14 protein-coding genes are annotated in these 20507 nt (G+C 58.3%); all 14 read right to left on the bottom strand.

Going from position 1 to position 20507, the window contains the following annotated elements; all coding sequences use genetic code 11:
- Positions 1–6 precede the first annotated feature (6 nt).
- Complete coding sequence (locus DXT77_RS04890; protein WP_119426820.1) at positions 7–2457, bottom strand: PEP-utilizing enzyme; 2451 nt, start codon at positions 2455–2457, stop codon at positions 7–9.
- A 9-nt stretch (positions 2458–2466) separates the two neighbouring features.
- On the bottom strand, positions 2467–3861 hold the full coding sequence (locus tag DXT77_RS04895) for a TIGR01777 family oxidoreductase (RefSeq protein ID WP_119426821.1): 1395 nt from the start codon (positions 3859–3861) through the stop codon (positions 2467–2469).
- Positions 3862–3928: 67 nt separating this feature from the next.
- Entirely contained in the window at positions 3929–5278 is a 1350-nt protein-coding gene (locus DXT77_RS04900) for a lysozyme inhibitor LprI family protein (protein WP_119426822.1), read from the bottom strand.
- A gap of 117 nt (positions 5279–5395) precedes the next feature.
- Positions 5396–5923: a hypothetical protein gene (locus tag DXT77_RS04905; protein WP_119426823.1), complete on the bottom strand. Its 528-nt coding sequence runs from the start codon at positions 5921–5923 to the stop codon at positions 5396–5398.
- A 46-nt stretch (positions 5924–5969) separates the two neighbouring features.
- Positions 5970–6374 (bottom strand): hypothetical protein, encoded by a 405-nt coding sequence (locus DXT77_RS29685; protein WP_147406983.1) that lies wholly within the window; start codon positions 6372–6374, stop codon positions 5970–5972.
- Between the two features lie 41 nt (positions 6375–6415).
- Entirely contained in the window at positions 6416–7294 is an 879-nt protein-coding gene (locus DXT77_RS04915) for a lysozyme inhibitor LprI family protein (RefSeq protein WP_256662890.1), read from the bottom strand.
- A gap of 160 nt (positions 7295–7454) precedes the next feature.
- Positions 7455–8183, bottom strand: coding sequence for a hypothetical protein (locus DXT77_RS04920; RefSeq protein WP_119426825.1), 729 nt, complete (start codon positions 8181–8183; stop codon positions 7455–7457).
- Between the two features lie 2 nt (positions 8184–8185).
- Complete coding sequence (locus tag DXT77_RS04925) at positions 8186–11242, bottom strand: hypothetical protein (RefSeq protein WP_178083440.1); 3057 nt, start codon at positions 11240–11242, stop codon at positions 8186–8188.
- 16 nt (positions 11243–11258) lie between these two features.
- Positions 11259–12278, bottom strand: coding sequence for a tetratricopeptide repeat protein (locus DXT77_RS04930; protein ID WP_119426911.1), 1020 nt, complete (start codon positions 12276–12278; stop codon positions 11259–11261).
- Positions 12279–12283: 5 nt separating this feature from the next.
- On the bottom strand, positions 12284–14320 hold the full coding sequence (locus DXT77_RS04935) for a type VI secretion system tip protein VgrG (protein WP_119426826.1): 2037 nt from the start codon (positions 14318–14320) through the stop codon (positions 12284–12286).
- Positions 14321–14348: 28 nt separating this feature from the next.
- Positions 14349–15350: a serine/threonine-protein kinase gene (locus tag DXT77_RS04940; protein WP_119426827.1), complete on the bottom strand. Its 1002-nt coding sequence runs from the start codon at positions 15348–15350 to the stop codon at positions 14349–14351.
- Positions 15347–16075, bottom strand: coding sequence for a PP2C family serine/threonine-protein phosphatase (locus tag DXT77_RS04945; protein WP_039765158.1), 729 nt, complete (start codon positions 16073–16075; stop codon positions 15347–15349). Before DXT77_RS04945 ends, DXT77_RS04940 begins: the two co-directional genes overlap by 4 nt.
- Positions 16075–19614, bottom strand: a complete 3540-nt coding sequence (gene tssM, locus DXT77_RS04950) for a type VI secretion system membrane subunit TssM (protein ID WP_119426828.1) — start codon at positions 19612–19614, stop codon at positions 16075–16077. Before tssM ends, DXT77_RS04945 begins: the two co-directional genes overlap by 1 nt.
- A 13-nt stretch (positions 19615–19627) precedes the next feature.
- Complete coding sequence (gene icmH / locus DXT77_RS04955; RefSeq protein ID WP_007954389.1) at positions 19628–20503, bottom strand: type IVB secretion system protein IcmH/DotU; 876 nt, start codon at positions 20501–20503, stop codon at positions 19628–19630.
- Between the last annotated feature and the right edge of the window lie 4 nt (positions 20504–20507).

The raw sequence follows: 20507 nt of genomic DNA on the forward strand, positions 1-20507 counted from the left end.
GTCGGCTCATCCTTTGTTCGCAGGATTGATCAGCTCTAGCTCACCATCGAGGTACACCACCTCACACCCCACCCAGGCCAAATCCACCTGCGGCATCACCGCCGAAGGCTTGCGCAGTTCCCGCAACAACGTCGAACCATGCGACAACCGCCCGCCCATCCGCGCAATCACCGCCCGCGCGGCCTGATAGTGCGCATGACGCCCCGGATCGAGGGTGTCTTCCAGCAAGATGTCTTCGCCAAGGATGCCCCGCACCTGCCCCGGGTAGATCATGAATCCGGTGGCCTGTTCGGCACCTTCGCGGCCGTCCTGCCAGAAGCTGCCGTCGCGCGTGCGGATGTCCGGGTGCGGCGCAAACCAGTGTTCGCGATCCGCCAGTGGCATGGCGTGATGCAGGCGGAAGAAGATGCGCATCAGGTTGTCGCGATACCACTCGCGTACTTGCAGGTAGTAACCACGCAGGCCCGGCAGGCCGGTTGAATGGGCGAGACGGATCAGGCCTGACCATTGCGGGAACGCCTGTAGTGGCAGCGCGCTCGACGCGGGTCGAGGTGTGGCCGGATCGGTCTCCCACGGCAGTCGATGGGGGCTGTTTTCCAGGTTGTCGTAAGCGGTGGGCGGTCGGCCCAGCCAGTCCCCGCCGCTGCTGGCCAGCGCCGTGGCGATGCACAGATTGCCCTGCACCACGAACACATAAAACCGGGTGAACCAGTCGGCCAATTGCTGACCATCAGCACCCTGGGCGACGAGGTCGGTCAGCTCCCGGTCGAAGCGCTGCAAGCCCTGTTCAAGGCTCAGCAAATGCCCGCGAGCGATACGCTGCATGCGCAAAAACAACGGCAGCGAACGCAACATCCGCAGTGGTCGCCACGGCAGATGCGGGGTCGCGCCGCCAACTTCACCGGCATAGTTGCTGGCGCTGATGCCCCAGTCGGCCAACCGTGCGAGAAACAGGTCGTTGTTGATGTAGGACGCACCGCCAAACACGGCCGTGAACGGCTCGTTGTCCTGCAACACCCGCGCATCCCAACGGGCCATGATCGCCGGAATGCTCGCGGCGGCCCGGCGCTGGGCGTACTCCACCAGCACGCTGGGTTGCGGCGGCAGGATCTCGGCGATGTTGGCGGCCGTCAGGTGGCGGCGCCAGCCGTAGTCGCTGATCGGCCGATATTGCAGCAGCCACAATTGCGTACCGTCCCAGGCCCATTCGACATCGCCGGGCACATAGTGAAACACCCGCAAGACATCCTGGAGAAAGCGCCACAGCACGTCTTCGGTCAAACCGTGGGCGGCCGTGAACGTGCCACTGCGCCAGGCTTCGCCGAGCCGCGAAAGCGTCGCCCGTTCCGGGCTGATCTGACCGTCGGCAAGGGACTCAAGATGACCTTCAACCCACTCGAGTTCCACCGACAGATGACGCACAAACGCGATGCCTGACACCTGCGGCGTGATGAAGCGCTGCACCACCACTTCCTCGACGCCTTCGGCAGTCAGCGCGGCAATGCGCGCCGGCACGTTGGCGGCCGGCTCACGCAGATAGGTCGTGCTCAAACCGGCATTCGCCGAGTCGGCCTGATCTTCGCCGTAACTGGAGGAACGCACCGCCCAGGTCGCCTGCGGTTGGCTGGCGAGAAAGGCCGGTAGTCGCGGATCGTTGCAATCGTTGAGGGTCAGCGCCGCCGGCACCGGTTGCCGGGCCAGTTCCGCCAGACGCAAACGCCCGCCCTTGGTGTGCGCGACGAAGCCGCGTTCGCCCGACTCCAGCCACTGCGCAAACTGCACGGGCGCGTCGATCCACGGGTAATGGCCCCAACCGGGTTTGAGGCTGATGGTGAGATCTGCGCGCGCAAGAATCGCCGACCATGCCGCCGCTTGTTCGATGCCGAGCACCTTGTCCTGATCGCCCCAGACCAGCTCGACCGGGTCGGTGATCCATTCCAGCAATGGCAGCGCGGTGTCGGCACGGATCAGATCCCAGTGCGGCACAAACGCACGGCAACGCGCATAACCGGCGCCCATGCGCTGGTACTGCGCGGGCGTCCAGGTCTGGTTGGAGAACTTGCGCGCGAACAGCGTGGGTTTGTTCGACAACAGCCAATGAATGGTCTTGCGGATCGGCAGCGGTGACATCAGCGCCGGCAGTCGACGCTGCCACAAAAAAGCGCCCACCGGCGCCAGCAAAACACTGCGAGAAAAGTGCCCGGGTCGACGTTGCAGCGCATGCAGCACCAGCAACGCGTTGACCCCGACGGCCATGATCGCGCTGCCCTTTTGCGTCATCGCCAACAAGGTCTGCGCATAAGCCGCCAGATCCTCGCAGGGCGGCTGCGGATTGGCGCCGAAGCCCGGCAGCTCCAGCGGCACCACCTCGTAACGCTGAAAATGCGGCAGCGCGTCATCCCACCAATCGGCGGCGCTGCCGTTGCCGGCCAGGAGGTACATCAGGGGCTTGCTCATGGGCGATCCTCAGGCCAGATCGCGCAGCGCGGCGTCGAGGGTCGGATAGCGGAACGTGTAGCCCGCCTCGCTCAAACGCTGCGGCACCACACGCTGACCGTCGAAGAACAGCTGAGCCATTTCCCCGGCCAACGCACGCACTGGCGCGGCTGGAATGTGGAACCATACCGGGCGCTTGAGGACCTTGCCGACGTTCTCGGCGAACGCTGCCTGACTGACGGTTTCGGGCGCGACCATGTTGTAGGTGCCGCGCAAATTTTCATCGTGGAAGGATCGAGCGATCACCTGAATCACATCGTCGCGGTGCACCCAGCTCATGATCTGCCGGCCATCGCCCATGCGTCCGCCGAAACCCAGACGAAACGGGATCAGCAATGGCAGCAACGCACCGCCCGGACCAAACACCACGCCGAGGCGCAGCACCACCTGACGCACGCCAAACTGCGTGGCGGGTTGCGCGGAAGCCTCCCAACGCGCACAGAGTTCGGCCATAAAACCGTCGCCCTTGCTGGCCTGTTCATCGAGGTTTTCGCTGGCATCGCGCACGCCGTAGAAACCGATGGCCGAGGCCTGAATCCACAGCGCGGGTTTATGGTTCGTTTGCTTCAGCCAGCACATCAAGGCTTCGGTGGTATCGACCCGACTGGCGAGCAATTGCGCCTGCCGCTCGGGGCTCCAGCGCGGGCCGGCGACCGGTGCGCCGGCGAGGTTGATCACCACGTCGAAGGGTTCGTCGCGGCCGATTTCGCTCAACGACCGCACACAGCGGACGCGACCGTCGAACAGGTTCGCTGCTTTCAACGGATCCCGAGCCAACACGCTGACCGTGTGGCCGGCGTCGAGTAACTGATTGACCACGGCTTCACCGATGAACCCGGTGCCCCCGGTGATCAGCACGCGCTTGTAGGCGCCGCCGGCAAAGGGGTTGGACTTGCTCACGGTTCTTTCTGGTGGGGATGTCCGACGATCATGGCGCAGCAACCAGATCAGCGGCGGCAACAGCACCAGCAGCGCAAAACCGTCGAGCCACAAGTGCGACCAGACCTGTTTTTGCGCTGAAAGCCACATGTCCTGCGGCGCCCATAACAGGACGCCCGCCATCAACCAGCCCCAAATTGCGGGAGCTTTAAGACGGTTGCCGAGGTGCACCAACGCAAGCATGTACAGCGAATAACTTTGCAGCGTCGCGCCAAACAACGCGAGCCACCAGACCTGCTGCTCGTGACCGGCGGCAGGAACCGCATCGGCGCCCCAGAATGCGAGTTCGAGGGTATGCAAATAGCCGTCGAGTAATCCGGAATGACCGGCCCAGGTCAGCGTGAGACCGGCGAGCACATGCACGATTGCCGCGGCATACAGCCACAGCACCATCGCGGGGCGAAGAGAGAAAGAGGGGGCTGGCATTCCGTGTCCTGAGCGCGTTCCTTGAGGGCGGGGAGTTTAAAGGAAAATCGTCCGACTTCGGGGGCAGTCAGAGGCAATAACTGGGTTTGATTTCAGTGGTGGAATTTTTCTTCAGATGTTCCAGACCGAAGTTCGCCCCTTCGTAGCCCTGGGCGAGAGCCCATTGATAGCAGGCCATGGCTCGGGAGGGGTCTTTGGTACCCCACTCGCCGCTCGCGAAGGTCGATCCCAACTTGCTGATCGCGACGGCATTACCCATTTTCACAGCGCCCATCAGCGCTTGCTCTGCGAGCGCGGGATTTTTGCAGGGCCCGTCGAAGGTAAGCTCGTTGCCGTCACAGTAAAACTCGGAAAGCCCCATCGCACCGTTGGGCAACGTAGTGGCTGCTGCTTTGAATAAAGACTCCAGCGTGTCCGTCGGCACCTGCGGCGCCATACCCGAGAGACTCAGAATGGCAGCTTTGTAACTGGCGAGTGGGTCTCCAGAGCGTGCTGCGCACAACAGGTTTTCCAACGTGGCTTCAAACAACTCGACCGTGAGCGGTTGATCTTCCGGAGCCCCCAATGCTTCGAACGCCTCGGCACGTTGGTAACAGAAATTCTCTTCCTTGCTCAGCTTGGGCTTGCTCGCAACGACCAGATCTTTATCACTGATCGACCAGTCCTCAACGCCCTCAAGCACCCAACAGGCCTGCCGCGAAAAGTTGAATACTTTGACGTGGCTCCAACCTGCGCGCTTATCCACAACGATGGAATGGCTATCGTCGAGCTCTTGTATCTTGACTCCCAGAATCTTGCGGGAGGGGATGGGCGCCATTAACGGATAGCCCAACTCGGCCCCCTTCACACCCGTAACGATCGGTTCGAAACGACCGGCTTCGGCTGTCGGTTTCAACGCGAGCGATTTGACCGTCATCGCCGTAAACCTGCGCTGTGATTGGCCATCGGCAGAAAATGCTGCAAGGAACGGCATGAAGTCGTCAGATGGGCACGCAACGCTTTTATCGGATGACTGCTCAGGTTGACCAGGCGCGATCTTGTCCAGATACGCCGAGCGCTCGCGGCTCATTCTGGCGATGCACGAGTTAACCGCGAACACATGCGCCGGCATCCCCGTCTCGATCTCGAATGCCTCCAAAGGGCAGTTCGCATCGCGCAATTTCAGCCATGCACGTTGCGACTCTTTAACCTTCGCGGCGTACTCCGCTCCCAACGCAGGATCTGCTCGATAGTCGGTCTCAAGCCTCACCATCAATTGCTTGTAGCTGACGTTCAGCTGCGTATCGGCAGCCTTCTTCGCCGCCTCCGAGCAGGGCACCATTTCCAGGCTTGAGGCGACTTGGCTGCAGTCATCCTGCGCGTACACCGCTGTAACAGGCAGCAGCATTGCCAGCAGGGTAAAAACAAAACGTTTCACTGTGTTCTTCCTTGAGTCATTCAAGCTTTGCGTTTGGCGAACCGAGTGACGCATTGCTTGGCTATGTTCATTTCCCAATAGGTGCTGAGCAACGCTTTACGCTTTTTTGGGCCGGGCCTATTCCGATCCCGCTACACACTGCCCATCCTGAAGATCAGGAGCCAGCGCCCGATTTCCCGACAGATACCAACTCGCAAGCGACTGACTCTCGCAATAAGCGTTCTTCTCGGCATCGTAATAAAACGCGACCTTGTGCTTGGCCATCCCGCCCCGGTTGGGGACAAACAACTCGACGGCGAACACGACATCGGGCAAAGCAGTTTTTCTATCCGACATCAGCATGGGTGGCCCCAGAAACTTACAGGGCACGCCATCAAAAGGCAGATCCAACCGGCCGTCTTGATACCTGTAAATCGCGCAAATGCCATTCGGATCTTCAATCACCACGGCAGCCATCGTTCCACCACTCCAGTTCACCACGCCATCTGCAATGGCGCGAAAACTCTCGGCAGGCAGTTGGTTTTCCTTCGTGAGTGCAGTGACCATCGCGGTGGGCATTGTATGGCTTGTACTGACACCGGCTGGCGCTGCGCTTGCGGACAACGCCCACGTCAACGCCAGGAACAACAGGGGAGCGACTTTCACTCTGAATCTCCGATGGCATGGCTGACCGATATGCAATGCACGACCCTTACTGCGCCGTACATTCAGGTTCTGCGAGACGCTCACCATCAACGCGGAATTTGCATAATTCGGTAGTTTCATTCACTCCAACCAACGACATCAGCTTGAAGGTCAACTGCAATTCGGTGTCGGAAAACGCGGCCCTATCCAATGAGACATCGGTGAAGCCGTTGTTAAAGTTCTTCCCTTCAATGTCGCAGAACTCCATCGAGTCGCTCGCTGCTCCTTGTCCCCCAGGCTTGAGAATCTGAATATTGACGCAGGGGCTATCGAACGTTTGGTAATAACGGACCAGTTTTCCGGAAACGTGAGCGACATCTGCCTTATATATATCGACGACCGGCCCTCGTGCGTTGCCTGCAAATGCACAACATGAAAAACACAAAATTGAAAACAGCGACAATCCTTTCAAGACTCACCCACTCCATAAACCTGCTGATCAAATGCTTTAGTTCACTGTTTGCGATTGTCCGGAGCCATAGCCAATTGACGGGCTCTCTCTATCGTCGCGCGGATCAAGCAGGAATTTGACCACTCCCCGAAAACCGATTTAGACGATTTCGGCTCAGGCAGACACTCCGCATCGCGAAATTTCATCCAGGCCCTTTGGGTTTCTCTCAGGCCTTTCCGTGCATTTTCGTCCAACCGTTCCATGCGCTCCCGGTAAACGAGGTTGAGCAGTGCATCCGTATCCGACACAACCAGATCAAGCGTCCCACTCGGCGCAGTTGGCCACACAACGTCCGCCAACGCCTGCTTGGTTTCGTTGTTCCAATTGTAGAAACCGTTCTCTTCAATTTTCAGCCAGGCAGAGCGCCCATAATGATTGGTCGGATCGCTCGCACTGACTTCAGATTGGTAGACAATTTCCAGATATATCGGGTCGGTTGAGCGCTGAGGGTCATTCAGCAACGTTTGGCGAACGATGGCCCGTTGCTTTTTACTCTCGGTTATTTCAATCGAAAAGCAAGGGTCCGGGCCGGGACGGTCGGTCGACTTCACCCTCGCCAGACACTCTTTACGAAGGGCCATGGACGGAGCATCTGGCCCAAATCCTATGTCTACAACCCTCACGAGCAGTCGTACTTCAGGATCTTTGGAAAAATCCGCCTGAAGCACGGTCGCAATCATAGTTCCTTCTGCTTTCACAACCGAAGACAGCAAAGAAAAAGCCACAACAAGAATAAATCTAAAATTCATAATTCCTTGATGCCCGCAAAAGTCCGACAGCAAACTAGAACCCGCTTGAATCTGAGTATACGGAACAGATCTATTTATACGCCGCACCAAAGTCAAAGCTGCTGAGCGCAACACCACAAATAAATCTGTCACCTTTTCTCTTATATCGCATATGCACGGCTGCCCCACCAGAACTCAGTGAATTAACGTGGGCATTGAATTAGTCGGAACTAATCTGCATGCCCTCGTAATTTAGACAAAATCGCAGTGCCCCAAACAGATCCCAGCTTTGCTTTGATACAAGAACTATTAATCAGAAAAACTTATCTATACCAGCCCGATCATATCGTACAAATACACTGTCAAGCTTTCCAGATGACACATCAAGATAGAGCGGGTTAATTAAGTCCCCGGGAGTATAAACGGAAAATACGTAGCTATCACCAAAGGAGTGGCTGAATTTATCTTTCTTTACAACGCTCTCAGGACGTGAGAATTTGAGGTCATTCGGAGAATGATAGGTCCGGGACAACTTAACCCCATCTAGAACCGACTCTTCAACCTCTACCGATACCGGCGGTGTTGCTAACAAAGGAGTTATAGCAACCTTGTTAGTTAGGTTCTTCCACTGATCTGAAAATTCAGACGCCACCTCCTCATACTCTTCAGCTAACGGGCGTTCCAAACCACAAACGGCCTTGTTTATTAGGATTCCGTTCTGCTCGTTCCGAACGTTTGTATAAACGCAGTCTATGAAAACCTCCGCGCCATGCCTAGTCAACGTAAAATACGCTTCGAAAGGAGCACGCGACGCCAGGTTCTCATAATGGAGGGCCTTCCCGCCGTTAAAATCAACTAGCTCTCTGGTTGTCTCGCCTTGGCTGCCGATTACGTCCTTAATTGTTTTACTACCACCTGACCAAGTCACGATTAAAGAGCGGGCGTCGACATCGGCTGAATACACATCATGCGGATCGGCGAATGCGACATTTGCTAACACGAAATATATGATAGCTATGACTACGTGCAATTTCATCTTCATGCTTATTTGGTCTCCGGTGCAATTGATGTGGCTTTTAATATCGCTTCGAACTTAACGGCATAACTCGCGATCAGCGCCTTCTGGTCGGACCCGTTGATAATCTTCCGTGCCCCTTCATAATCCTTAGAAGTATTATTAACGTAATCGCCAAGTTTTTTCCCAGTAAATATACCTTCCTTCATACCCCATATCATGATGGGCACGGAATTCTCAAACCCTGCAGCCTCCTCGGGATGTGTGACAAAATCAATTCCGAAGTAATCTTTTGCTTTTTGATAATTTTTCTTCCAAGTCAAATGAACGAGACCACGCCCTCGATATTTGTAACCATCCCCTTGTACCGTGTTACCGTTGTCTACCGCAGTTTGTCTGCGTGTTGCGGTATCTGCAAGCACAGGGTCATATTTGTCGAAATAGGAAACCGGCCCATACTCAGGAGCAGCACTAAAATACTCAGCAATCATAAATTGATAAGCCTCGTGGCGCGCCGTAGCGAACATATACGACAACTCATAAATGGTATAAATTTCTTTAGTTTTTTCTAGATACTTATTAACGTTCTCTGCGATCTTACGCAAATTAGACTTGGACGTAGCAGAAAGCTGAGGCGCATCAGCCTGAAACGAAGCATGTTGCTCAGCATACATAGCTACAAAACGCTCGACATCTATAAATTCAGAACGCCTCATGAAGTTACTAAGCATTTCAATAGAATGAAAATGCCAAACCACGTCCGAACTCATGGCAGCCTTTTCTTTCAGATCATCCCAAAACACATAGCTGCTGATCCTTTCTTTTTCATGCTTCAGCGTCTTCGGGGCGTGCTCAAGCTCTGTATCGAGCCGGCTCCATTTGGGAGCATCTGCTTTCGCTTTCCACTCGGTCGGATGATGGGCCACCAGCCTGGACCATTGCGAGCGCGTATCAGGTTTTTTCAAAGCCTCGGCCAACTCGGTCGGATCGACGTCCCCGCTCTGGTCCTTATCGATCTTCGCAAACAGATCCTGAAAGAACTGAGGCATATCCTTAGGATCAAGAAAACCGTCCGCTGTCGCATTGGTTTCTTCGACGATCTGAAACCCCAGCTTTTCCCAATCATGCTGAGTGATGATCTGTGCACCGGCTTTCTTGACCAGACCGTTAACTAATTGGGCATTGTCAGTAACTGTCACATCGTAATAATCGTCAGTACCCACCTTGATGACAGGTGCCTTATTCAGATCAATCGCATGTTCCGTTTTCAGCACCGCACTGTCTGTCGCAGGTGCCTTTTTCTTCAACTCACCTCCGGCCGGTAAATACAGGTATTGCTTGCCGATCTTCAGCCCAGCCGTATTCTTGAGGAAGTCTTTTACGTCGGCTTCGGCAGTAAATATCTCGACGTGTACTTGATACTTACTCGCTACACCACCATCTTCGCCGGTCAGATTTTCAGTCAATCCCAGATAGCCAATCGGATCTCCCGCCTTGATACCGGTACTGGCAGGTTCTACAGAATTGAAGCTACTCGGGATTACATCCCAGGCAACGTGGTCGTTTTCCACAATCGCCCAAAAGCTGGGAGGAAGGCTTCCCGTCCCGGCCAGGCTACCGCTGCTGGTACATTTCGCCATTCGACGAATTGTCCCTGAAACATTGAGGTTCAGTACCTCTTTGCTTTCAAACTCCACCGTACTTTGAGGGGTAAGTTGCAGCGAGCCCATCTTAGCACCGGCAGTCTGCCCATTTTGGGCAGAGACAGGATCCTGATACAGATCCAATCTCTTCAACGCGGTCCCCTTCACCTTGCCTTGCCAATATTTGGGCTTTAAGCGCTCCGGGATCGGATCTGCCAGCCATATACGTGCGGGTTTGGAGTTTTTGTAGGGATCTCCATCTTTCAAGTATGCGAACCAAACCTCTTTGCCAGCCTCGCGAACTTTGTGGCCACTCTTTTTAACGCTACCTGACAGGATTTTTCCTTTCGCGTAGGTAACGTTGCCTAAGTCCTTTTGATCCAATATCTCAAGCCTGGTCCCCGCAACGAGCTTGCCAACGTTCTGAACGCTACTGGATTCAGGGAAATCGTCGTAAGCGTTGAAGTCACTTACTTTCATGGTCACTTGAGGCTTCGGAGTTTCTTCCTCAGTCAGCGGATAACGCTTGAAGGGCAGAAGGTGCATGTACAAGCTGTAGAAATTCAGCTTGTTTTGCTTACCTTTATTCGGTCCTTCTTCTGGGTTTGGCGCAGATTTGTACTCATGTCGCACCAAACAAAACGAGTTGGAATACTTCAGTTTTTTCTCATTTTCGCCGAAAGTAGACTCCAGATAATCTTCGTTAATTCGGTAGGCCACGACTTCACCGTCGGCCATACACCGAATTGGCTCGTTCAAAATGCACTGAGGAGCGCTGGCATTGCTGATGTGAATACCGCCGTGCCAGAACTTGTTGCTGCCCAGCAGGTAGTGGCCGGCAGTTTCAGCCTCGAGGACTTTGTAAACCTCCTCCGCATCAGTGAATTGTTTGCCGTCGGCTTTTCTGAACGGATATTGAAAGTTCATCAGAGGAGCGGGGCCTGCCGGTACAGGAGCAGGCGCCGGCGCCGGCGCTGGATTAGCACCTGTCCGATACTCCTCCTTTGCCCTTAGAAACTTTGTTGGAACAGGCCAGTAGTATGCAGGCGGGTTCCGGCCAAAGAATGCTTCCGAGGGTCCGTTAGTGGTCTGAGCACCAAAAATTTTTCCCTGGCCCGTCGCTGCGTTGTATTCCATGACAATGCCGGTATGAAACAGGCGACGATTGCCTCCCGTAAGAGGAAGGATGTCAATCCAAAGAGCAATGTCCCCTTTCTTGACCTCTGTCGGTGGCACCACGGTGTAAAAGCGAGAGGACGCATTCATCGCTCTCGTCTCCTCATACTCAATCTGGTAGCCCGCGCCAGTGAGCAGAAGATTCACCATATGTGAACAATCGATCAGTTTTTTTCCTGCCGCGTTGGTTTGAGTACCATTACCTCCCATCAGGTAGACGTAATCACCGCCGGTGTACTGGTTTCTTAAATCGAGTGGTTCGGTCATTTCTGCATCCTGCAAATTAATAGCAATAGCTGGTCTTGGTAGAAGCAGCGTCTTGCGCGTTTAAACGTTTCAGATTTCCGGCAGCGGTGTCGTCACCCTTGTCAGCTGCGAGGCGATAGCAGGCAAGCGCTCTGGACATGTCTTTGGTAACGAGCCTCCCTTCTTCAAACGAATAACCCAAGTAATTCATCGCGCTGACCGAACCCATTGATGCGGCGCGAATTAGCTCCTTTTCGGCTTGCTCTGGATGTTGGCAAGGCCCTTCGGGTACAGGGTTGTTCCCGTAGCAATAGAAAGTCGAAAGAGAGGCTGCACCGTCGGCAAGTGTTGTCGCGGCGGCCTTGAAAAGTGCCTCGACCTTTTCCGTTTCCAATTGTGGAGCCATGCCGGAAAGACTCAGGCCCGCAGCACTTAAACTTGCTTGTGGGTCTCCCGAAGCAGCAGCGCACACATAGTTTTCCAGCGCAGCCACAAACAGCTCACCGGTCAGCCGATACTGCTCCAACCCACCTAGCCCAGCGAAAGCTTGAGCGCGCTGATAACAAAAATTCTCGGATGTGTTCATGGTCGGAGTACTTGCCACTACGAGATTTTTGTCGCTAATCGACCAATCCTCAACGCCCTCCAGAACCCAACACGCCTGGCGAGAAAAGTTAAAGATCTTGATGTTGCTGTTACCTGCACGCTTATCAACAACGTTGAAATGACTGTCGTCAACCGCTTCGACTTCGACGCCTTCTGCCTTACCTGTGGTTACGGGTGCCATCAGTGGAAAGGCCAATGTCGAGCTATTGGCTCCCGTCGTTTGCGGCTCAAAATTTCCGCTCTCCCCGGTAGGTTTCAAAACCAGCGACTTCACCGTCATCGCAGTCAACCGCTGCTGAGTTTCAGTATTCGCGGAGAACGCCGGCAGGAATTGGGAAAAGTCCTCAGACGGACACTCATCCGCATAAGCGCTGCCATGAAACAGGCTCAGCAGCGAGGCGGTGAAAGCCGCTACGGCGAAGCCATTCCTCTTCTTCAAAAAACCATTCATGTCGATCACTCAGAAAACACAAAAAAAGCCTTCGGCTTAACCTTCTCAGGCGGCGCATTCAACAACGCCTGATCCATCAAACTCCCCGCCTTATCCTTATCCGCCGCCCCCGGCAGCACCGGCGGTTTGATCCCGATGCCAGTGCCCGCTCCCGGCGAGCCCCCGGCGTTGATCTTCACTACCGGCCCAACCACCGTCACACCGCCGCCATCGAGCTTGATAAAACTGCCGCCGCCGAGAATCGTCAGCTCAGTTCCCGCCTCGATGACAATCTTGTCCCCAGCCTTGATGTGTATCTCTTTCCCGGCACTGGTCAGTTGCGCCGTACCGAGCTTCACATGCTGGTTCTCACCAATGGTCAGGTGGTCGTCCATCCGTGCTTCGATCTTGCGGTCGCTGATGGTGGTGCGGTGTTCTTCAGCCTTCAGCTCGGTGTAGGTGTTCTTCACCACCGTGTCGTGGCGTTCATTCCCGACGCGAATCTTTTGGTCATGTTCGACGTTTTCATCCCAGTCACGCTGGGCGTGGATGAAGATTTGTTCGGCGCCTTTTTTGTCTTCGATGCGCAGTTCGTTGTAGCCACCGCCGCCCGGGGAGCTGAGGGTTTTGAAGACGGTTCGGGTTTTGTTCGCCGGGAGGGCGTAGGGCACCGGGTTTTCCTTGTGGTACAGGCAGCCGGTGACCAGTGGCTGGTCGGGGTCGCCTTCAAGGAAGGTGACGAGGACTTCCATGCCGATGCGCGGGATGGAGATGGCGCCGTAGCGGTCGCCGGCCCAACTGCTGGAGACGCGCAGCCAGCAGCTGGTCTTGTCGTCGGCCAGGCCTTCGCGGTCCCAGTGGAATTGCACCTTGATGCGGCCGTATTGGTCGCAGTGGATTTCTTCGCCTTTGGGGCCGGTGACCATGGCGGTCTGGCTGCCGAGCACGCGGGGTTTCGGGTGTTCGAGGGCCGGGCGGTAGAACACGTCCCACGGGGTGGCGAGGAAACGGTTGCGGTAGCCCTGGTGGAAGTCGTCCTTGTTGTCGGTGGTGTCGCTGGTCACCGATTCTTCGAGGACTTGCGGCTGTTTGCCTTCGTGGAAGATTTCGGTGAGCAGCCACAGGTCGTTCCACTCGCTGCGCGGGTGGTCGGACATTTCCATGAAGTGGCCGCTAACCAGTCGGGTCTGGTCGCCGCGACCTTCGGCCTGGCGGTAGTCGGCGCGGTGACGTTCGAGGGCGCGCTGGCTGAGGAACTTGCCGCGCGCGCGGTCGATGAAGCGGCCGGGGTAGTCGTAGTCTTCGAGATCCGGTTCAGTGCTCTCGCCGTCCGGTTTGTAGGCCGCTTCCATTTGCAGGCGCGGTTTTTCGAAGTCGTAGTCGCGGCGGGTGGTGCGGCTGGTGCGGGTTTCCAGGCGCAGCCGGAAGCCTTTGATCACCGGCTCTTCGGCGACCATGCCGCTGCCCTGCACATAGGCGGTCGGCTGGCCGAGATTGGGGAACACGGTCTGGTCATCGCCGAACACCAGCAGGTGGCCTTTCTGGCTGTGCTGGAAGTGGTAGTGAATGCCTTCCTCTTCGCACAGGCGCTGGACGAAATGCAGGTCGGTTTCGTCGTACTGCACGCAGTAGTCGCGATCCGGGCACGGCTGGCTGAGCTGGAAGCTGTAGGCGTTGCCCTTGATGCCGTGCTCGTCGAGGATCAGCGCGATGATTTTCGGCGCCGACATCTGCTGGTAGATGCGCTGGTTGGTGCGGTGATGCAGGTATTGCAGCTGCGGCACCAGCGAGACCTTGTAGCGGGTCAGGCGCTTGCCGGCATCGCCCTGGGCGACGCGGTAGATCTGGCCGTGGATGCCCGAGCCTTGCGGGTCGAGGGCGAGGAAAGCCTGTTTGTGCAGAAGTTTTTCCAGGTCCAGATCCGGGTTTTCGCTGACCAGTTCCAGGTCGAAACGGAACGGCTGGCTGATGCCTTCGGTGCCGGTGAACGACAGGACTTGCAGGTCGCCCACGTAGTCTTCGACCGTCAGGCTGAAGTGCGTTTCGTTAGCTGGGTTGAACATAGTGTGCTCCCTGTTCGAATGTCATCCGTTACGCCCTCAGCCGCAAACGCTGCAACCAGGACGAAGTGGCGCCCAAGGCGTCACGCAATTGTTCAGCAGAAATCGTGCGCTCTGCTGCGTCAAAGGCCAGCGCGGTGCGCAGCGCTGGCCAACAGTGTGTCGGCAGATTTGCCGGGGCTTGCAGTTCGCGATCCAGGTGTTCGTCACGGGCCTGGGTCGAGGGCAAGCGGCGGAACGGGTGTTTGCCGCCCGCCAGTTCATAGATCACGCAGGCCACGCCGTACACGTCCGCGCTGGCCGACAGCGGCTGGCCTTCGAGCAGTTCGGGGGCGGCGTAGCCCGGGGTCCAGGCGTTGAAGCGCTCGCGGCTCAGGTGCGGCAGGCCGGGCAGGATGCCCTCCTCGGCTTGCCCGAGACCGAAGTCGAACAGGCGCACGCCGTCTTCGCAGAGCATGACGTTGCTCGGTTTCATGTCACCGTGCAGCACGCCGCGACGGTGGGCGTAGGCCAGCGCGTCGAGCAGCGGCAGCGCGATGTCGCGCAGTTCTTTCCACGGCAGGCCCAGCGGCCGCTCGCAGAGCAGTTTGTCCAGGGTCAGGCCACGCATGAGTTCCATGGTGATGAAGGCCCGCTGGCAATCGGTGTCCACTTCGAACGTGTGCGGTCGCAGCACGTTGTCGTGACGCAGGCGTCGGGTCAGGGCGAACTCGCTGTAGAGCAAGGCACTGGCGTCCGGCGACTCGGCAAATTCTTCGCTGAGGATTTTCAGCGCAATGTAAGGATCGGGATCGCCGAACTGTTCGTGCAGCAGATCCCGGGCCCGGTAAACCGCACCCATGCCGCCGGCCCCGAGCAGACGCTCGAGGTGATAGCGGCCGGCAAGTACGTCCGGCAGTGCACCGATGCTGGCCTTGGTTGGCGCCAGCAAAGGCTCTGCCTTGTTTTCCTTGGCGAAGGCGAAGTAGGTCAGGTTGTTGGCCTGTTCTTCGCTCATCAGCAAGTCGTCGACTGAGGATTCGATTTCAGTCATTGGCGGATCACCACGGCAGTCAGATTGTCGCGAGCGGCACCCCGCAGGGCGCCGTCGAACAGACGTTCCAGCGCCACATGCGGCGCCGCCAGGCTGAGAGCATTGCCGAGGGCGTCGCTGCTCAGGCCTTGATACAAACCATCGCTGCACAGTAGGAACACATCGCCCGGATACACCTCGAGTTCCAGCACATCCAGGGTCAGTTGTTCCGCCGCGCCCACCGCCCGGGTCAAGGCCTGGGCCGCCGGGTGCGCCGCTGCCTGTTCGACGCTCATCTGTTGCTCGTCGATCAGTTGCTGCTGCAGCGAATGGTCCTTCGACAGCTGATACAACCGCTGCCCGCGCCACATATAGCAACGGCTGTCGCCGGCCCAGATGCAGGCCGCACGATTGCCTTCCACCAGCAGCGCCACGACGGTGCTGCCCATGATGCTGTCGTGACGCCCGGCGGTGACGGTCAACTCTTGCCCCAGGCGCCGGTTCAGCCAGTGCAGGCACTGGCGGATGGCTTTGAGGCGTTCGTCGAAGTCTTCGTGCTGCGGCAGTTCAGCCAGGCTGGCGACGATCAACTGGCTGGCGATGTCGCCACCCTGATGACCGCCCATGCCGTCCGCGACCACCCACAGCCCATGCTGCGGGGTGTCGAGGAAGGCATCTTCGTTGCGCGACCGCACCTTGCCCGGGTCGGTTCGCGCCGCGCTGCGCCAGGGACTGGCCACCAGCATCAGAGCTGCACCGGCATACGGAAGGTGCGCATCACGCCCATGTCGAACGGGTTCGGCGTGCGCTGGCTGGTCAGCAGGTAGTTGGCGCGCAGGCCACCTACGTCGGCTTTCAGCACCAGCACGTCGCGACCGGTCAGGTACTCGGTCTGCATCAGGTCGAACAAGCGGAACAGCGACCATGGGCCGGAGTTCTTCTCGATGCCGATCGGGCGGCCGGCCATCTTGTCCATGACCAGACTGGTGCGACCGTCTTCAGCATCGGTCGGCCACTTGAAGTTCATTGGCAGGATCGGACCGTGGCGGTATTCCATGGTCTTGTCGCCGAACTTGAACTCGGAACGGCTGACCGCCGGATCGAGGGTGTACGGCTCCAGTTTGAACTGCACGGTCGGCTCGGCCGGGTTGATCGAGAAGAAGCTCTGGCGAATGTTCAGTGCCGCCGCCATCTGGTCGAGGAAGACCTTGGACACCGGCAGGCTGCGACCGTCGATGCTGCGCATCCGGTAGTTGCCCGGATCACCGCTGACGAACGGACGCATGTAGCTGTCGAAGAAGCGGTCGAGGGTGCCTTGAGCCCGGAAGAACTCGCGGAAATCGCTGATCGCCACATCGCTGGTGCTCGATGCGCTGAACGGGTAACGCTGGTTGATGGTCTTGCCATACACGCTGTACAGCTCGCTCTGATAACGGCCGTTCAGGTATTGGTAAGCATCGTTTAGCACCAGGCGCCACGAGTCTTCGGCCAGCACGTTGAACCACACGCTCAGCGGACGCGGCAGACGACCGGAGGCATTGCGCAGGTTGGTCAGCGCATCACGCTGGCCGCTCATGCGGGTCTTGGCCAGTTCGAACGCGGCCTGCTCCGGCGTGCTGGAACGGGCGAGGCCCGCCAGTTGCAGTTGCAGGTCGTTGAGCGCAGTGAAGGCCGGGGTCAGGTCAGCGGCCGGGCCGTTGTTGTCGTCGAGCAGTTTATGCAGCGGCTCGAAGCGACGTTGCAGGGCCTTCTTGGCGGTGTCCGGCAGATTCTTCGCCACGTTCATGGCCGCAGCCTTGTCCGTCAACGCCGAAGCGAGTTTGCCGACCTTGCCCAGTTTGCCCTTCTGGCCCGCCAGTGCATCGGCGGCGTCACCGGCTTCATCCACCGGCTCAGGAGCCGCCGGGAAGCGGGTGTTTTCGCGAACTTCAGTCAGCAGCGCCAGCACCGGCGAGTTGGCCGAAGTCAGGCCCGCCAGTTGCTCGGCGCCTTCACCGGCATCGCTGATCGGCGGCAGCGCCACCTGGCCAACGGCCTCGCTCCAGTAGTTGGCGTAGTCGCGGAAGTACAGTTGCTCCAGCTCGACCATCAGGCGACGCAGATCCATGTCGCTGATGCCCGCGCCTTCGCCCAGCACCCAGTTGTCACGCAGGATGTCGGTGACCAGCGCCGAACCCTGCACCGAGAAATACTGCTGATAACCGGTCTGGGTGTAGAAGCCCGGGATCACGTATTCGGTGCCGATGAACAACGAACCTTGCGGGCCGAGGTGCTGGCTGAAACGGTAGTCCGGCAGGTTGCGCGCCTGTTCGCGGAGCATGCGGTAAACCACAGCCGCCAGCGATTCACTGCGCAGAACCTGACGCGCCTGAGTCACCAGTTGCTCGTTAAGCGGATAGATAAACGGTAGCTTCAGCAGACGCTCAAGGTGCGCGTTCAAACCGTTCTGCACAGCCGTGTTGCCGGTGTAGCGTTGCGACCAGTCGGTAGCGACCCAATCCTTGAGCCACGCCGCATCGCGACGATCCTTCATGTTCAGCATCAGGTACGCGCGCAGGCTGTTGATCAGCTTTTCACGGTCCTTCATGTTGGCGCGGATCTGGCCTTCAAGCATGGTTGCAACACGCGGCAGCAGTTGCTTTTCAAGCTCGCGCTCATAAGCCTCCTTGACCACCGGATTGACGTCCTGGCCCTGATACAGACCGACGCGCTCGTGGTACGCAGCGTCGCCCTTCTTCGGGAACACCTGAGTCGCGGCGTAGCTGGTGTCGAGGGTTTTCAGCGTGCCCATGGCGTCATCGCGCGGCGACAGTGCCGTGCGCTGCTGCGTCCAGTTCTGCGCCAGATTGCGCAGGTTTTCCAGACGTTCCCAGTTGGCCGAGAAACCGCCGGCCCAGAGCATGCCGAACAGCACCAGCGCGCCCAGTGCACCGACGTACAACGCACGCTGGCCCCAATGGATGCGGCTGCGCTCGCGCTTGTCCAGACCGGCCAGATCGGCCTCGGGGAAAATCACCCGGCTGAGCAAGTGGTGGATGAAACGCGAACGACCGCTGCGCAGGGTCGGCAGTACGCCGGCGCTCATGCCCAGACTCGCGCCGATGCCGGCGGTGGTCGAATCCATTTCCTGGGTCAGGTGCGGTGCGCTGGTCAGGTAGAAACCACGCAGTTGCGTCGCACGCTGGTAGCGGTTGCCGGTGAACGCCATGTCGACGAACAGGCACAGACGCTCGCCGATCTGGCCCATCTGGTGCGGGAAGTCGAGGATGCGGCCACGGCGCTGGGTGTCGCGCTCGGAATGCATGCGCATGATCACCTGGCTGTTGAGGCGACGCAGCAGCTCTTCGAACTCGCCGCGCAGCACAGCCACGTCGGTGCCGACCTGATCCTTGCGGAAACTGGTACCCAGCACCTGATCGCTTTCTTCGCGGGTCAGTTGGTCGAAGAACTCGTCGAAGCCCAGCAGCTTGTCAGCCTTGCTCAGCACCAGATACACCGGCACGTCGACGTGCAACTTCTGATAGACGTCTTGCAGACGCGCGCGCACCTGGCGGGCCAGGGTATCGATGTCCTGCTCGCTGCCACCGGTCAGGGTTTCTACCGGAATGGTCACCAGCACGCCGTTCAGCGGACGACCGCGACGACGCTTGCGCAGCAACTCCAGAAGAGTGGTCCAGGCGCTGCCGTCGACTTCCGAATCCGGTTGGGTCAGGTAGCGGCCGGCGGTGTCGATCAGCACACCGTGGTCGGCGAAGTACCAGTCGCAGTGACGGGTGCCGTGGGTGTCGCGGGTCAGCTTGCGGTCGATCTTGTTGATCGGGAATTCCAGCCCGGAGAAGTCCAGCAGGCTGGTCTTGCCGCTGGCCTGCGGGCCGATCAGCAAGTACCACGGCAAGTCACTGCGCCAGCGCTCGCTGCGGCCGCGATACAGGCTCGAAGTCTTGAGGGTTTTCAGGGCGTCCTTGAAACGCTCCTTCAACTCCTTCTGCTCTTCTTCGATCAGGTCGTCGCGACGGATACGGTCCTGGCCGTCTTCGGTTTCCTCGACGGCTTTCTTGCGGATACCGGCGCGCCAGCTGACGAAGACCATGGTCAGGCCCCAGATCAGGAACAGCACGGCGATGGTCAGCAAGCGCGAGGTCGAACTCTCCCAGAACTTGTAGTCATCCACCGCCAACAGCGGGCCGACGAACCACACCAGCAGCGCCACGAACAGCACCAGCAGCAGGGTCCAGACCCAGGTCTGGCGCAGGAAGGCGCCGACTTTCTTGAAAAACTTTTTCATCACACGTCCCTGTTTACGGCTGCGACTGCGGCTGGACCGCGGCCGGATCAAGCGGCTGATAAGGTTGCAGAACGGTGTCGCGCTGCTCGCCCAAGACCCAGGCGAAGCCCGAATACATCATCACCAGGCAGACGAAGGTGAACAGCACCACCATCCACGCCGGCACGATGCGCACCAGGTTGCGGCGCTGATCGTTGAGGCCTTCCCACTGCGGCGACAATTCGCGCGGCACGTCGCCACGCAACTGACGGATCTGCCGGTACAGGGCGTCGCGGATGCCTTCGAGTTCCAGCATGCCGCGGGCCTGCACGCGGTACTTGCCCTCGAAGCCGAGGGACAGGCACAGGTACATCAGCTCCAGCATCGGCAGGTGCTTGACCGGGTTTTTCGACAGCCGATCGAGCAGCTGGAAGAACTTCTCGCCACCGAAGGTTTCGTTGTGGAAGCTGCTGAGCAGGCTCATCTGCGACCACTCGCTTTCGTTGCCCCACGGCGTGGTCACGACAGCTTCGTCGACCACGGTGCAGAGCACGTAACGGGCGGCCATCACCTGGCTGCTTTCGGCGCCGTTGTGCAGGGCGCGCACTTCGAACAGCTTGAGCCCGGCGGTCAGGCGCTCGTTGAGCGCGTAGAGGTCTTCGCGGGTTTCGCTGTGCTTGAGGCGCACCACTTCCGACAGCAGTTCGGACGACGCCGCCACCAGCGAATTGAGGCTGATGTTGAAGGCTTCCGCCGGGCGCAGCCGCGCGGCGTAGATCATCCGTTCTTCCAGTTGTTCGAAGCGCGGCGGCGCGGCGAAGTCGGTCAGCGGACTCGCCGCCGGGCCATGGCCCTGACGGTCGAGCAGGACGGTTTTGTCGTCCTGGTTGTGTTCCATGTCCTTGATCATGTCG

Source organism: Pseudomonas sp. 91RF, assembly GCF_003576265.1.
Taxonomy (GTDB): domain Bacteria; phylum Pseudomonadota; class Gammaproteobacteria; order Pseudomonadales; family Pseudomonadaceae; genus Aquipseudomonas; species Aquipseudomonas kribbensis.

Excerpts from the sequence above, each read along its gene's own strand:
- DXT77_RS04895 (WP_119426821.1), bottom strand. The coding sequence starts at position 3,861 with ATGCCAGCCCCCTCTTTCTCTCTTCGCCCCGCGATGGTGCTGTGGCTG.
- DXT77_RS04890 (WP_119426820.1), bottom strand. The coding sequence starts at position 2,457 with ATGAGCAAGCCCCTGATGTACCTCCTGGCCGGCAACGGCAGCGCCGCC.
- DXT77_RS04935 (WP_119426826.1), bottom strand. The coding sequence starts at position 14,320 with ATGTTCAACCCAGCTAACGAAACGCACTTCAGCCTGACGGTCGAAGAC.
- DXT77_RS04920 (WP_119426825.1), bottom strand. The coding sequence starts at position 8,183 with ATGAAGATGAAATTGCACGTAGTCATAGCTATCATATATTTCGTGTTA.
- DXT77_RS04930 (WP_119426911.1), bottom strand. The coding sequence starts at position 12,278 with ATGAATGGTTTTTTGAAGAAGAGGAATGGCTTCGCCGTAGCGGCTTTC.
- DXT77_RS04940 (WP_119426827.1), bottom strand. The coding sequence starts at position 15,350 with ATGACTGAAATCGAATCCTCAGTCGACGACTTGCTGATGAGCGAAGAA.
- tssM (WP_119426828.1), bottom strand. The coding sequence starts at position 19,614 with ATGAAAAAGTTTTTCAAGAAAGTCGGCGCCTTCCTGCGCCAGACCTGG.
- icmH (WP_007954389.1), bottom strand. The coding sequence starts at position 20,503 with ATGATCAAGGACATGGAACACAACCAGGACGACAAAACCGTCCTGCTC.
- DXT77_RS04945 (WP_039765158.1), bottom strand. The coding sequence starts at position 16,075 with ATGCTGGTGGCCAGTCCCTGGCGCAGCGCGGCGCGAACCGACCCGGGC.
- DXT77_RS04925 (WP_178083440.1), bottom strand. The coding sequence starts at position 11,242 with ATGACCGAACCACTCGATTTAAGAAACCAGTACACCGGCGGTGATTAC.